The 15045-nt window shown below is 30.6% G+C and carries 13 protein-coding genes and 3 tRNA genes; all 16 read right to left on the bottom strand.

Annotated elements, in window-relative coordinates; genetic code table 11:
- Nucleotides 1-834: 834 nt before the first annotated feature.
- The 16 genes from ABF633_RS00835 to ABF633_RS00910 all read right to left on the bottom strand — a co-directional run bounded on the left by ABF633_RS00835 (nt 835) and on the right by ABF633_RS00910 (nt 15011).
- Nucleotides 835-911 (bottom strand) — tRNA-Met (locus ABF633_RS00835).
- A gap of 5 nt (nt 912-916) precedes the next feature.
- A tRNA-Met gene (locus ABF633_RS00840) sits at nt 917-992 on the bottom strand.
- Nucleotides 993-999: 7 nt separating this feature from the next.
- A tRNA-Leu gene (locus ABF633_RS00845) sits at nt 1000-1089 on the bottom strand.
- Nucleotides 1090-1512: 423 nt separating this feature from the next.
- Nucleotides 1513-1920 carry a S1 domain-containing RNA-binding protein gene (locus ABF633_RS00850; protein ID WP_415521072.1) on the bottom strand — a complete coding sequence of 136 codons (408 nt, stop codon included), beginning with the start codon at nt 1918-1920 and terminating at the stop codon, nt 1513-1515.
- Between the two features lie 62 nt (nt 1921-1982).
- Entirely contained in the window at nt 1983-2261 is a 279-nt protein-coding gene (locus ABF633_RS00855) for an FtsB family cell division protein (protein ID WP_415521074.1), read from the bottom strand.
- 77 nt (nt 2262-2338) lie between these two features.
- On the bottom strand, nt 2339-2743 hold the full coding sequence (gene yabQ, locus ABF633_RS00860; protein ID WP_415521076.1) for a spore cortex biosynthesis protein YabQ: 405 nt from the start codon (nt 2741-2743) through the stop codon (nt 2339-2341).
- Nucleotides 2744-2748: 5 nt separating this feature from the next.
- Nucleotides 2749-3030 carry a sporulation protein YabP gene (gene yabP, locus ABF633_RS00865; RefSeq protein WP_415521078.1) on the bottom strand — a complete coding sequence of 94 codons (282 nt, stop codon included), beginning with the start codon at nt 3028-3030 and terminating at the stop codon, nt 2749-2751.
- Nucleotides 3031-3117: 87 nt separating this feature from the next.
- Nucleotides 3118-3375 (bottom strand): RNA-binding S4 domain-containing protein, encoded by a 258-nt coding sequence (locus tag ABF633_RS00870; protein ID WP_415521080.1) that lies wholly within the window; start codon nt 3373-3375, stop codon nt 3118-3120.
- A gap of 97 nt (nt 3376-3472) precedes the next feature.
- Nucleotides 3473-3847 (bottom strand): HU family DNA-binding protein, encoded by a 375-nt coding sequence (locus ABF633_RS00875; RefSeq protein ID WP_415521329.1) that lies wholly within the window; start codon nt 3845-3847, stop codon nt 3473-3475.
- Between the two features lie 3 nt (nt 3848-3850).
- The gene (gene mazG / locus ABF633_RS00880) at nt 3851-5302 is read right to left on the bottom strand and encodes a nucleoside triphosphate pyrophosphohydrolase (protein ID WP_415521082.1); all 1452 of its coding nucleotides are present in this window, start codon (nt 5300-5302) and stop codon (nt 3851-3853) included.
- 309 nt (nt 5303-5611) lie between these two features.
- Nucleotides 5612-7153, bottom strand: coding sequence for a putative polysaccharide biosynthesis protein (locus tag ABF633_RS00885; protein WP_415521084.1), 1542 nt, complete (start codon nt 7151-7153; stop codon nt 5612-5614).
- A gap of 181 nt (nt 7154-7334) precedes the next feature.
- Nucleotides 7335-7889: a stage V sporulation protein T gene (spoVT, locus tag ABF633_RS00890; RefSeq protein WP_415521086.1), complete on the bottom strand. Its 555-nt coding sequence runs from the start codon at nt 7887-7889 to the stop codon at nt 7335-7337.
- 329 nt (nt 7890-8218) lie between these two features.
- Nucleotides 8219-9226, bottom strand: a complete 1008-nt coding sequence (locus tag ABF633_RS00895; RefSeq protein ID WP_415521088.1) for a peptidylprolyl isomerase — start codon at nt 9224-9226, stop codon at nt 8219-8221.
- A 54-nt stretch (nt 9227-9280) separates the two neighbouring features.
- Complete coding sequence (mfd, locus tag ABF633_RS00900) at nt 9281-12799, bottom strand: transcription-repair coupling factor (RefSeq protein WP_415521090.1); 3519 nt, start codon at nt 12797-12799, stop codon at nt 9281-9283.
- A gap of 18 nt (nt 12800-12817) precedes the next feature.
- Nucleotides 12818-13381, bottom strand: coding sequence for an aminoacyl-tRNA hydrolase (gene pth / locus ABF633_RS00905; protein WP_415521092.1), 564 nt, complete (start codon nt 13379-13381; stop codon nt 12818-12820).
- 418 nt (nt 13382-13799) lie between these two features.
- Nucleotides 13800-15011 carry a S1C family serine protease gene (locus ABF633_RS00910; protein ID WP_415521094.1) on the bottom strand — a complete coding sequence of 404 codons (1212 nt, stop codon included), beginning with the start codon at nt 15009-15011 and terminating at the stop codon, nt 13800-13802.
- Between the last annotated feature and the right edge of the window lie 34 nt (nt 15012-15045).

Here is a 15045-nt window from a genome sequence, read left to right on the forward strand (position 1 = left end):
TATTTTACTACCTGTCAATGATTATTTTAATATTTTAATTAACAATATTGGAAGACTGCGAACTAAAATGAGGATTTCTGTTCACTAACCAGTGAAAGATGAAAGATTCAACATCGCTTCGATAGTTGAAGGTGATAGATTTGGCTAAAGCTAAAAGTAAAATATATTTTTTCTACGCTGTGCTGAGAAAAAATTTAAAATAAAAATAATTACCTTACGTAGAAATTTAGCTCTCAGAAAGTTTTTTTGGCGGCAGCCCGTTTGTTATCAGTATTCTTATCTCGTAGAGCAATGTTTTTCATTTATTAAAAACAGAAGTATTCAAATAGTTGATTTATTATAATCCGTAGGACCGATGGCATTAACCCAATAAGTAAGATTCATTGATCTACTATTTATAAGTTTTAAATTCATAATATAGCCCTGCGGGCGTTAAATCACTACTAATGGCCACTGACAATTACTTTTACACTGTTAATCTATGAATCTTATAGCTAATCACTCTATATTACTATAACATCCACAGCCTCCATGATAATCAAGCTATTCTAACGACCTACCGGCCTAAAAACATAAGTGAATTCTTTCACTTTTAATCGAGGCGAACCCAAGATTAAATCTTTCACCTTCACGCCCCAGCGGTAATCTTTCACTTTTTTACCGCGTAAGCCGGGTGAAAAGCTTTCACTTGTCAATGAGCAAAAATCACCGTTTGTTAGTTATTGTTAGTTCGCACTTTCTTACAATCACGAATTGAAGTCAATAATTATATGATAAATAAATTCTCATAGTTTAATTAAAATAACAAAAGAGTCCATACATATGTATGAACTCTGGTAGCGGAAATAGGACTTGAACCTACGACACTTCGGGTATGAACCGAATGCTCTAGCCAGCTGAGCTATTCCGCCAAATCTGGTTGCGGGGGTAGGACTTGAACCTACGACCTTCGGGTTATGAGCCCGACGAGCTGCCAGCTGCTCCACCCCGCGATATTATTGGTGCCGAAGACCGGAATCGAACCGGTACGGTGGTTTAAGCACCGCAGGATTTTAAGTCCTGTGCGTCTGCCAGTTCCGCCACTTCGGCATGTCACTCATAGCGACAAAAATTATTATATCTCATATTTTACTACCTGTCAACAACTATTAATAATGTTTTTTCAACTATATTTATCCGATGACTATCTACTCTAATACTTCCATCATACCTTGTGAAAGCAATTCACAGAAAATCAAAGATTTTTGTTCTCTGCTTTCCGTAAAGTGGGAGTAAAGAGTGGCTACGTCCCTGGATAACGACTTCTAAGCATCAAATAGAGTAAAAACTCCACCCGATGCCAAGAATTCTATTTATGTACTTTAAAATTCGCCTGAGGATTATCAACTATAACATTTGCTTAATATTGGAAAGAAATTAAAAGAAAAAAATCTCAACAGAATTCATTGATATAAGAAAAAGCCATAGACAAAAATAGCAGAGGCTAATAGAAGCCTCTTTATTTACTTAATATTAGCTTTTTTTGTAACCACCACGGCCTTTTGCCTCTTGATGCCTCTTTAAATCTTGAAATCTCTCTTCACTATCCTTTAAAAACTTTGATAGTCTATCTTCAAAATCGGCCCCTCCCTGTTTAGTTTTAGAATTATTACTCCAATCAATATCAACAGGTTTACATGTTTTTTTAGGAACAGATGCTTGCTTTATAGACAAACTTATCTTTCCATTATCATCTACTGACAAAACTTTTACTTTTACTTTATCCTGTTCCTTTAAGTAGTCCCTTATGTCTTTAACAAAAGTGTCAGCAACTTCTGAAATATGCACAAGACCAGTTTTACCCTCCACCTCTACAAATGCACCAAAATTTGTAATATTTATTATTGTACCTTCTAGAATTACTCCTACCTTTAAGGTCATATTAAAAAGATTCCTCCTTGATATATGTTTATATTTTATTTTAATTATAGATATTATAACATCTATTTATTATTACTGCCATTTACTACAGGAATCTCGCCTTGTTTAATAAGACCTAATTTTTCTCTAGCAAGTTTTTCGCTGTATTCATCCGATTGTGATATTTTAATCTCGCTCTGCAATTTTTCATTCTCGGATTTGATCTTTTGTGCTTCTATAGTTGTGTCTTGAATTCTTGCTTGTATTCTGTTCATAGTAAGTTGCTGATTAATAAATACATAACACACATTGATAACAATAATGCCTACTATCAGATACTTAAGTTTAGACTTCTTTCCCATACCGTTTTCCTTTCAGAATTTAAGCATTTAAACTACTATCTCTATTTTAATTTTTTTTTTAAATATATTCAAGTTTTTTATCCTTTATTTTTATCTTTAACTAAAAAATAATTAAATAATAGCCTAATAGGATATATTATAAGGTTAAAAGTTACTCTTATAAGCCTTATCAAAAATCTTAAAATTTTAGCTTCACCATATATTAATTTTTTGCTTAAAAGTTTAATATAAATATATACACCAAGTGCTATAAATAAATATACATAAATACCTATAATAGCATCATTACTGTAAAGTAAAAATACAAATATTATTATAGCAGTTAAAATCCAAAAAAGTAAATCTTCAATAAACCCCAGAATTTTATTTGGAAGCTCTAATCCTCTAATAACTCTATATATATCAAATAGTATACCGGTAAATATTCCTGCAATAAAACTATAAAAAAGTAAATTAAATTGAATAAAATTTGAAAGTACCATGCTCTTCACCTAAATAGCCTAGCTATTATGCTTTCATTATTTTTTCTACTTTGATTTCCTGTATATGCAAAGGAATTTATTGATCCGGTAATTTTCATATCCCCATTTTGTACATCTAACTTATTCATCTTCAGCTCATTACCTTTTATTGTAAGTGCCCCCAAATTAGTATTTAATATTATAATTTCGTCATTAAAACTGACTACTTCATTTACACCTGTAATGGATAATTTTTTTCTATTTTCAAGCACTAAATTACTTTTTTTATCTTCAACTTTTACTTCCATACTTTTCCCTCCTATTCCACTTATAAATATATATGTAAAACAAGAAAGTTATATTACTTTATACACTCATATTAATTAACTTAGAAATTAATTATCTTCCTCACCTGAAATAATTTCATACATTTGATTTGCATTTTCTTTAAGAACATGATTTGAAATATTTATTATTTTTGCTTTTAGCACTCTTTCAGAATACTTAATCTCTATAATATCTTCTTCACTTACTTCTGAACTTGGTTTTGCTACCTTTCCATTTATAAAAACCCTGCCACTTTCACAGGCTTCTTTTGCCACCGTTCTTCTTTTTATTATTCTTGATACCTTCAGGTACTTATCTAATCTCATAAAAATTCCTCCTAAAATCCTCTTTATAATTAAAATTTAATCTATAAATAGCAAAAAACCTGGATAAAATCCAGGCTTTGGAATAAAATTAAACAAATTATTTATTTACTCTGTCCTTAAATTCTTTTCCAGCTTTAAATACTGGAACTGTTGAAGCAGGTATAGTTATCTCTTCTTTAGATCTTGGATTTCTTCCTTTTCTTTCAGCTCTTTCTCTTGTTTCAAATGTACCGAATCCAACTAATTGAACCTTCTCACCTTTTTCAAGAGCCTCTTCAATACTTTCTATGAATCCTTTTAGAGCTATTTCTGCATCTTTTTTTGTTAAATTACTTTTTTCAGCTATACTTGTGATTAATTCTGCCTTATTCACTTTTGTTACCTCCTTAAAATTAAGAATATACATCAACTTAATAGCATATTCTTCATAAATTGCAAAATTCCTTCTTTTTAATAAATAATTAACATATATTTATTAGATTTTTAAAGATTTTGACTTATTCCATAATTTATTCATTTCGCTAAGTGTCATATCCTCTAGAGCAATATCCATTTCCTTTGCCTTTATTTCAATGAATTCAAAGCGTCTAATGAATTTATCTATAGTATAATTTAAAGCATTTTCAGGGTCAATGTCAAGGAATCTTGAAACATTTACTACACTAAATGCTAAATCGCCCACTTCTTCTAATATTTTATCCCTATTACTGCCTTTATATACATCTTTTACTTCATTTAATTCTTCTAAAACCTTATCCATAGCCTCTTCGACTTTCTCCCAATCAAATCCAATTTTAGCTGCCTTTTTCTGTACTTTCTCTGCTCTTATAAGTGCTGGTAAATTTTTTGCTATATGTTTTAATTCATCTGTATGACTAGTTAGATTTTGCTCTTTCATTTTGATTTGATCCCATCTATCAATAACTGCCTCTGAAGTATCTGCAATTTCATTACCAAATATATGCGGATGTCTATCAATCATTTTATTACATATACCTTCAATCACATCATTCACATTAAAATAGTCCTCTTCTTTTCCTATCTGTGAGTGAAATATAATTTGGAAGAGAACATCTCCAAGTTCTTCCACTATCATATTTTCATCCTTTTTATCTATAGCTTCCAACACTTCATAGCTCTCTTCTATAAGATCCCTTTTTATGGAATCATGATTTTGCTTTTTATCCCAAGGGCATCCATTTTCTCCCCTTAAAATATCTACAATATTTACCAAATCATAAAAATCTTTATTATTATTCAAATCTTTTGGTACATATATAGATGTAAGATAATCTATATCTTGCTGACGATCAAGTTCATACAACAATATTTTCCTTATACTTTCATCATTTTTTATTCCTGCTGATCTTACAAAATAAATTTCAGTATCATCGCTATAATAATCCAGCAAAGCAAGTTTTACCTCAGATGCTATAAAATTATTATAAACCTGAGTTATTATAGTTCCTATTCTCTTATCCATAATTTGATTCTTTATATCAAAGGCATCTATTACCTTAATTCCCTCTATTGGATCTATCTCTAGGGCCTCCATTACAGCATCGATAAAACTTACAGCTGGTAATACATTAACTTGTATTTTTCTCTCCTTACAAAGCTTTAATAAGATATCAACTGATTTTTCAGCTACTAATGGATGACCTGGTACAGCGTAGACAATATTTCCTAACAACTTATGCTGCTCTAATAAATCTTCCGCAATAGAACTATATACTTCATCAAAATTTTCAGCCTGCTCATATTTACCATCATAGGTTAAAAAATTAATTCCCTCATCCTTTAAAAATTTAACTGTAGGATGCTTTATTGTCCTTAAAAATATGTTGTTATTTTGCTTTAATACTTGTACTGCACCCATAGTCAGTGATTCTAAAGATCCTGGACCCAAACCCACTATATTAATCATATGCATATCTCCCTTATATATATTTCCGCTATTGTAACTTCATTGACAATATAAGAAAAGTGCAAAACACTTTTCCTAGTTGAAAGTTGATAGTGGACAGTGGCTAGTTCAAAATCAGTTAAGAGTTATGAATTAAGAATTAATAGTTAATGATGCTTTTTTCTCAGCTATGCTGGGAAAAAAGCTTTGGAATTATTTTTTTAATTTTTCCATAGTGTAACGGAGGAAAAATATCCATCACTCTCAACTTTCAACTCTTAACTTTCCACTGTTTTTTACTTCGTCCTTTCTCACAATTACGAATTGAAGCTATAAATGCCTTCTACCTATTCTCCTCTTTATTTGACTGTAACTAAATATTCCAAACAACAATATTAAAATCAAATATATAATAACACCTAAAAATATAGCCACAAAACAAGCCATACTATTACTCATTGTATTATTATAGACATTTGAATAAATAAATACAACTGCAATTACCATAATTATAGATGCATAAGCTGGTTTTATTATGCTATCATAAAAATTAATTTTTACATTTAAGTATTTTTTAACAAGTCTTATATTAAGTACAGCTGCTGTCATATATCCAAATATAGTTCCTATTACCGCTCCGTATATATTTATTTCAGGCACTTGAACTAAAAATAAAGTTATAGTAACTTTAACAATACATCCGAAAAACAAGTTTATTACAGGATAAAAATATTTTCCAACACCCTGTAATAGGGCAGTACCAGTTTGAGCAAGCACTATGAATGGTATACAAATACTTAAGTATTTTAAAATTAAATATCCATCTCCGTGACCTGGAAATATTAAATTTAATACAGGCCTGGCCATAAAAAATAATCCACATAAAGATGGTATTGCAATAACCATAGATACTTTTATAGCTAGATGAAGTTTATGTATAACTTCCTGCCTCCTGTTTAATATATATGCTTCTGATATTATTGGTACTAGTGATGCACATAGAGCTATAGATAATGTTAATGGTACATTAACTAATACAAATGCTTTACCAGTAAGTTGTCCATAAAGTATAGTTGCCTCTTTGTAGTTAAATCCTGCCATAATGAGTTTCTGAGGAACAATTATAGAATCAAGTAATCCCATTATACTACTTACTGCTGATCCAAGAGAAATAGGAATTGCTATATATAATAATTTAGTCATTATTTCATAGTTTTTTTTATGTTCAACAATTTTAAATTCCTTTCGAACATTAATATATTTACCTATTAAATATATTCCAGCTGCTACGGCTCCAGCCACTGCTCCAAAAGCAGCGCCACCTGCAGAATATTCTATTCCTCTGGGTAATAATACATATGCAAGTCCAACTCCAACCATTACTCTTCCTAATTGTTCAAATATTTGAGATATGGCTGTGGGATTCATATTTTGCATACCTTGAAAAAATCCCCTAAATGCACTTACTATAGATATAAATAGTGGTGCAAAAGCAATAGCAATTAATGAGTAATAGGATTTCCTATCCCAATTCAAAAAAATTATTAATTTACCACTAAATATCAAAATAAAGGCTGTAAATCCCCCTCCAATGATAATCATAAGAATAAGAGCTTTTCTAAGTACTAAAATTGCTCCATCTTTATCCCCTAATGCATTTCTCTCAGAAACCATTTTTGAAATAGCTACAGGTATCCCCGACGCAGTGGCTATAAAAAACATGTACATAGGATATGACATTTGATAATATCCTATACCTTCATCACCTATTAACATTATAAGAGGCCATCTAAAAAATATCCCCAAAAATTTAGCTAAAATACCTGCCATACCCAAAATAACAGTTCCTCTAATAAGCGATTGCTTTCTCATAATATACAATACCTCCAAAATTCCTATAAGATATTAATATTTATAGTTTGGAGGTATTATTACTTTTTATATGATTTTATATGCATCGTAAATAAATAACTAAAAAATAAACCAGTGATTTATTTCTGATACCATATGTAATCTTTAGCTTTTAAAATTTATTATAACTAGTACAATAACACTATTGTTCCATTTGCTTCCCCAAAAACAAAGAAGCTGTCTCTCCCAATTTTTCTTCTATCTGACTAAAAGTTACTCCATCTTCCTTAGACATTATAATTACCGCTCCAATAGAATCTCCTTCTGCTATAATAGGTGAGATTATTTGTGCAGAATATTTTCCCTCAGTATCTTCATCTTCTATTAAAGGTATTGCTTTATTATCATTGTTATTGATATTAACAAGTTTTCTATCATCCATAACCTTTTCCAGCTCATCACTTACACGTTTTTCTAAATACTCTTTTTTCACCCCACCACTCACAGAAATAATACTATCTTTATCGGATATGAGAACTATATGTCCACTGGAAGCATTTAAGGATTCTGCATACTCTTTTGAGAAATCACTTAATTCACCGATTGGTGAATATTTCTTTAATATTACTCCTCCTTCTCTGTCAGTAAATATTTCAAGAGGATCTCCTTCTCTAATTCTTAAAGTTCTCCTTATCTCTTTTGGTATTACAACTCTTCCTAGATCATCTATACGTCTAACAATACCAGTTGCTTTCATACTATCTTCCCTCCTGTTTATTGTAAATATTTTTACATTTATAGTATCCTACCAAGTATAAAATTTTATGCATACTTTTTACTGTAGTACTAAAATAGACTTATATTTACAAAAACTATTCTTTATAATCCCTTAAATTTTAAAATTTTACCTATAGTTAATTAATTTATCTAATCTTAACATTGTCAATATTCGCTAATAAAAATAAAAAGGCTATCCCAACTGCAGAGGATAACCTTTTTACTTTTATTAATAATATACTATATCTCAATTCAAAATATGATTTGTTAATAAATCTTATTCATTTAAAACATGTGAAAATAGCGCCATTATTCTAGATTATTAGGATATTGTTTGATTTTTGCTGCTTTTTTCCAGGTATCTGTAGTCTTTTGTACCTCAGACTGTTTAGCTGTATTTAACAAATTATTCTGTATGTCGGATTTTACTTCATCAAGTTTTTTAACAGGATATTCTGTCTTAGTAATACATTTTATTACATGCCATCCAAACTGAGTTTGAACCGGTTGTGATACTTCCCCAGGCTTTAGTGCCATTCCAGCCTTTAAAAATGTAGGGTCAAGTCCTGAATTTGCCTCTTCTACATCTCCTAAGTCTCCACCATTGTCTTTACTCCCTGTGTCAGTAGATACTTCCTTTGCTACCTTTGCGAAATCCTCACCTTTGTCTATTCTGGCTTTTACCTGCTTTGCCTCGTCTTCTGTCTTTACCAATATATGAGCAAGATGTATCTTATTAGGCTGAGTAGTAAATTGAGTTTGATTTGCATTGTAATAATCTTGAATTTGCTTATCTGTTACTTTTACATTTTTAGTTATATAATCACTAACTTTATTAAGTGTTATTTCTCTTTTTATTTCATCTTTTAAGGATTGTTCAGTAAAACCATTCTGACTTAGGGCAGTCTTCCATTCAGCATCAGTTTTGTACTGAGACTTTGCAGAATCATACTGCTTAGTAACTTCAGATTGTAACTCAGAATCAGAAGGAATAAGTTTTAATTCCTTTCCCTTTTGAAGGAACAAAGTTTCTGTAACCATTTGATCTAAGATAGTTTGCTTTTGTTGCTTTAACGCTTGTATTGCCTGATCATTACTGGTGTAGTTATTACCATATTGCTGCTTAATCTGACTTATAAGGCTTTTCATCTGCCAACTGTCCTCTAGTTGACCTCTAGTTATCTTTTCATTATTTACTTGCGCCACTGTACTATTTAAAATACCTTGCTGCGTCTTTGCTATCATATTACAACCACTTATTGCTGCAGCAAGCATTCCAACAATTGCAAAAGACACTATTTTCTTTATGTTCTTCAAAATTTATTCCCCCTAGTTTTTATTTTATCATACGATTTTAATTTTATCATAAATTTATTTTGTTTCAACTATAGATATTATATATTCTAGCAATTCAGTCAAATTAATTAATAGATTTTCTCGTTTTGAATTCCTTAAATTATATACAATTATAGGTTTATCTTCTAATTTAAAAACTATACTTCTATTATAATCTTTAATCAAATTTTTCACCAAATTATCAGTAATTCTATTTTTATCATAAAACTTAAAGTCTATAAAGTCCTTTTTATCCTTAATATCAATAATACCAACTTTTTTTGCTAATGATTTGATATAAGCAATATGCATTAAATTAGAAACAGAAATAGGTATATCCGAATATCTATCTTCTAGTTCTTCCTGTATTTCAAAGAATTCATCCTTTGATTCAATAGATGCAATTTTCTTATAAATTTCTATTTTTTGTACCTCGTTTTCTATGTAAGAATCTGGTATATATGCATCTATTTTGAGTTCGATAGAAGTTTCAATAGGTTCTTTATCTACATCACCTTTATACTGCTTTATAGCATCCTCAAGCATCCTGCAATATAAATCATATCCAATTGACGCCATATGTCCGTGTTGAGCTGATCCCATCATATTACCTGCTCCTCTTATCTCCAAATCTCGCATGGCAATTTTAAAACCTGAACCAAGCTCTGTGAATTCCTTTATTGCTTTTAGTCTCTTTTCTGCTATTTCTGTTAATATTCTATCCTTTCTATATGTAAAATAAGCATAGGCTATCCTGTTTGTTCTTCCCACTCTACCCCTAAGCTGATAGAGCTGAGATAATCCCATCTTATCTGCATCATATATAATCATTGTGTTAACATTCTGAATATCAATGCCAGTTTCAATTATGGTAGTACATAAAAGTATATCATATTCCTTATTCATAAAGCCCAGCATTTCTGTTTCCAATTCTCTTTCTGTCATCTGCCCATGTGCCACCGCTACCTTAGCTTCTGGAATTAATTTTGTCAATTTTGATGCCATATCATTTATAGTTTCCACTCTATTATATACAAAAAACACCTGTCCACCTCTATTAAGCTCTCTCATAACGGCATCTCTTATAAGTTGATCATTATATTCTACTACATAGGTTTGCACTGGATATCTCTCTTCTGGAGGTGTTTCCATTACACTTATATCTCTTACCCCCGTAAGTGACATATGAAGGGTTCTAGGTATAGGTGTAGCTGTCAATGTTAATACATCTATGTTCTTCTTCAGATTTTTAATTTTTTCTTTATGTGTTACTCCAAATCGTTGTTCTTCATCTACAATTAAAAGTCCAAGATCCTTAAACTGAACATCCTTTTGCAGTATTCTGTGAGTACCAATAAGTACATCTACATTCCCCTCTTTTAAAGCTTTTATTGTAGCCTTTTGCTGAGCAGAGGTTCTAAATCTACTTATCATGTCTATTTTTACAGGAAAATCAGAAAATCTTTTTTTAAAATTTGTATAATGTTGTTCTGCAAGTATAGTAGTAGGAACTAAAAACGCTACCTGTTTTCCATCCATTACTGCTTTAAAAGCTGTTCTAACTGCAACTTCTGTCTTACCATAGCCCACATCACCACACAAAAGCCTATCCATAACTTTACCAATTTCCATATCATGCTTTATATCTTCTATGGCACTTAGTTGGTCTGGAGTTTCATCATAGGGAAACTCATCTTCAAATTGTTTTTGCCAGACAGTATCTTTTGAATAAGTGTATCCATTTAAAGTAGACCTTATTGCATACAACTTAACCAGTTCCTCGGCAATCTCATTAATTGATTTTTTAACTTTGTTTTTAGCTTTAGTCCATTCATTACCACCAAGCTTATTTACCTTTGGAGAATTCCCATCACTACCTATATATTTTTGTACTAAATCAAGTTGTTCCACTGGAACAAATAATTTATCATCACCAGTGTAAGTTAGTTCTAAGTAGTCTTTTTTATGTCCTTCAACTTCAAGCTGTTTTATTCCCTTGTATACACCTATTCCATGATTAACATGAACTATATAATCTCCTGGCTTCAGCTCAGCGAAGCTCTTTATCTTACTTACACCTTTTTGAATTTTCTTTTTCGACTTTCTTTTTGATTCACCAAAAATTTCTTTGTCTGAAATAATGCAAAGCTTCAAATCTGGACATTCAAAACTTTTGTTAAGACTCCCAAAAGTAATAATAATCTCTCCAAATTGTATACTTTGTATTTCATCTCTGTAACTGCTCTCTATACCTCTATCTCTAAGTGTATTTACTAATCTTTCTCCTCTAGGTTTACTTCCACATAATATAACTGTTTTGTATCCCTTATCTTTTTTATCCTTAATTTCATTTATAAGTAATTCGAGAACTCCACCAAAATTACTTAAGGTAATTTCTCTAAAATTTTCATCATAGGTATTTTTAAGAAAGCCTTTAGATTTTTCAATACCAGTTATATTAATTATTTTACTGCTATTTAGCACCTCATAAATTTCTTCTTCTGGAAAAAGGAGTTCACCTTGCCTTGGTAATATGTCTCCTCTCTCAAGAAAAGCTTTATAATTTTCCTGAAATTCAAAAAATACACTGTTTAACTTACCTTTACATCTTAAATCATCTGCAATTATTATTATTGAATTCTGAATAAAGTCAAAAAATGTAGATGGCTTATCGTAAAAAAATGGTAAAAAGCTATCTATAGTCTCAAAGGTTGAAGTTTCTCTTAATGTTTCTAGATTCCTATTTATTATACCAATTATTCTTTCTTCAGCTTCTTTATCTTTTTTTTCTTTAATATTTTCTATTACTACAGAAAGTTCTTGTTTTATTAAATCATATCCGCGTTCAATATTACTTTCCTCTAAGATAATTTCTTTTGCTGGAAATATATCCACTTTAGTTACTTTTTCAATACTCCTCTGAGATCCTGTATTAAAAGTTCTTATGGATTCAATTTCATCTCCAAAAAATTCAATCCTATAAGGCATATTAGATATAGGCGGAAATATATCAAATATACCTCCTCTTATGGAAAACTGCCCTTTACTATCTACAGTTTCTACTCTTTCATAACCCGATAAAATGAGTTCTCTACCGAATTTTTCCAAATCGATAGTATCCCCAAGACCAATATTAAATGTATATTTCTTATACAAGTCTACAGGGGAATAATAGGATGAAAAAGCTTCAATTGAAGTTACTATTATCTTTCTTCCCTTTAGAAGCATCTCTTTTATGATTTTTATTCTTTCCCATCTTAAATCACCAGAAATTGCATCCACATTATAAAAAACTACATCTTTAGTTGGAAAATAATACACATTTGACAAATATAAAGATAAATCCTCATGTAGCTTTTTTGCCTCCATATCATTATCTGTTACAACAACAAAAGGAGCATTCATTTCTTCATATACGCTGTAAATAAAATAACTTCTTGCGGACTCAGATAATCCTGTTATTCCAATTGGGAACTTATTTTTATTTATATTATGTATTACATTTATAAATTCTCTACTTTCTCTTAAAGGCTGAATAAGCCCCCTAAACCTCATACTAACACCTCTTAATTACTAAACCTTGAGACCATTAAAATTATTCATGGCCTCGCAGATACCTTTTGTTATTATGCACTCTACCGCATCAATTACTGCACTAAATACTTTTTCAGCTTCTGCTCTGTCATCATTATTAAATCTTCCAAGGACATGACTTATTAGATCTCCTTTAGGTTCACCAACTCCAACTTTCACTCTCGGAAATACATCTGTGGAAAGATTTAATATTATATTTTTTATACCGTTGTGACCACCAGCACTGCCGCTTTTTCTTATTCTCATTCTTCCAACCTCAAGACTAATATCATCATATATTATTATTACATTTTCACTTTGTATCTTATAAAAATCACAAGCCTCTTTAACACTCTCTCCGCTTAAGTTCATAAAAGTAGTAGGCTTTAAAAAAATCACTTTTTCTTGTTCTAATTTTCCTTCTCCATACACTCCTTTAAATTTTGTCCTGTTCATGTTAATATTATACTTATCACACATCAGATCTAAAACATCAAACCCCACATTATGTCTTGTTTTCTCATATTCTTTACCAGGATTGCCCAGCCCAACTATTAGATACACTTTATATTACTTCCTCCTTAATTTTATCACAATATAATACATATAAACAGAGTTCTAAGTATCGGTTTGTAATACTTAGAAATCGTTATCCAGGTACGTATCCACTCTTTACTCCCACTTTACGAAAAACAGAGAACAAAAATCTTTGATTTTCTGTGAATCGCTTTCACAGAGTGCGATGGGATTATCAGAGTGGATAGTCATCGGATAAAAAATAATAACTTAAAAATATCTAAATACATTATACTAAATATTTACTAAAATAAAAATCAGCAGTAAATATTAAATTACTGCTAAATATTTTTACATTCCATAACTGGCTGCTTTTATTATACTTCTTAGAACATATTAATAACCATAGTAAGATATCATTAAATCTTCACTTAAGTAAAATTCCTATAGATTTCACTAATAATCATCAATTGTCGAAAACAGGTCTTTCCAATAATTTAACATTAAATCTAATTATTTTTCCCTGTCTAAGTACTTTACATGGAACAGAATCCCCTACTTTATGCCTATTAACAATATCTTGAAGTTCATTTTTAGATTGTATTTTTACACTATCAAATTCTACTATTATGTCATTAGCTTTTATACCTGATTCCTGTGCTCCGGCATCATTTTTAATTTGCTTCACAAGCACACCTTTTGTCTTTCTATCTTCTGATACATAATCCTCAGGAATGATACCTAGATCAGGTCTTATTACTCTTCCATTTTTTATTATGGAATTTATTATCTTTTTTGCATCATTTATAGATATAGCAAATCCCATTCCCTCTACATTTTCATCAGCACCTATTTTAAAACTATTTATACCTATAACTTCCCCACTTTCATTGCAAAGAGCTCCACCACTATTTCCTTGGTTTATAGCTGCATCTGTTTGAAGCAAATTGTAAGTTGTAGTAACCCCGGTTGAAGAATCCTGTATTCCTATTTTTCTATTTACAGCACTTATAATACCCGCTGTAACAGACCCTGAAAATTCATTTCCCAAAGGATTTCCTATAGCAATAGCTGTATCACCTACCTGCACTTTAGATGAGTCTCCAAAAACTGCCGCTGGTAAATTAGGTGCATCAACCTTAATAACAGCCAAATCGGACATAGCATCATACCCTACAACTGTTGCATTGAAGGGCTTAGAATTTTTTCCATTAGACAGTTTAACAAGATGCTTGCTTGTGCCTTTAATAACATGATAATTTGTTACAATATAACCATCAGACTTAAAAATTATTCCTGACCCACTATAGCTATTTTCACCATTCAAAGTATTATCGTTACTGTTATTTATCCCTACAACACTCTGACTTACAGTTTCAGCTACTCTAGTAATAGGATTTTGGGAAATATTATTAACACCTGTAGAAGCCTTGTTACTTTGAAAAAAGGAAGAATTATTATTCTCTATTGCACTATTATATTTTTTACTTGAGATGTAGCCTCCAGTTATTCCACCTGAAAGAGCGGCGATCAAAACAAAGATTACTCCTTTACAAATTTTAACAAATATACGATTATGGTTCTTTTTTCTAAATTTTATTTTTCCTCCAAAATCATCTTTCTTTGTTTCTATTTCATGCCATTCCACATCTTTAACAATTCTACTATCATCTTTCAAAGTAACACCTCCCACTATATAAAATTAAATAACG

Source organism: Clostridium sp., from assembly GCF_047718555.1.
GTDB lineage: Bacteria > Bacillota > Clostridia > Clostridiales > Clostridiaceae > Clostridium_I.

What these genes read in the sequence shown, in the direction of transcription:
- ABF633_RS00855 (WP_415521074.1), bottom strand. Translation starts at nt 2,261, where the DNA reads ATGGGAAAGAAGTCTAAACTTAAGTATCTGATAGTAGGCATTATTGTT.
- ABF633_RS00850 (WP_415521072.1), bottom strand. Translation starts at nt 1,920, where the DNA reads ATGACCTTAAAGGTAGGAGTAATTCTAGAAGGTACAATAATAAATATT.
- spoVT (WP_415521086.1), bottom strand. Translation starts at nt 7,889, where the DNA reads ATGAAAGCAACTGGTATTGTTAGACGTATAGATGATCTAGGAAGAGTT.
- ABF633_RS00870 (WP_415521080.1), bottom strand. Translation starts at nt 3,375, where the DNA reads ATGAGATTAGATAAGTACCTGAAGGTATCAAGAATAATAAAAAGAAGA.
- ABF633_RS00885 (WP_415521084.1), bottom strand. Translation starts at nt 7,153, where the DNA reads ATGAGAAAGCAATCGCTTATTAGAGGAACTGTTATTTTGGGTATGGCA.
- mazG (WP_415521082.1), bottom strand. Translation starts at nt 5,302, where the DNA reads ATGATTAATATAGTGGGTTTGGGTCCAGGATCTTTAGAATCACTGACT.
- yabQ (WP_415521076.1), bottom strand. Translation starts at nt 2,743, where the DNA reads ATGGTACTTTCAAATTTTATTCAATTTAATTTACTTTTTTATAGTTTT.
- yabP (WP_415521078.1), bottom strand. Translation starts at nt 3,030, where the DNA reads ATGGAAGTAAAAGTTGAAGATAAAAAAAGTAATTTAGTGCTTGAAAAT.
- mfd (WP_415521090.1), bottom strand. Translation starts at nt 12,799, where the DNA reads ATGAGGTTTAGGGGGCTTATTCAGCCTTTAAGAGAAAGTAGAGAATTT.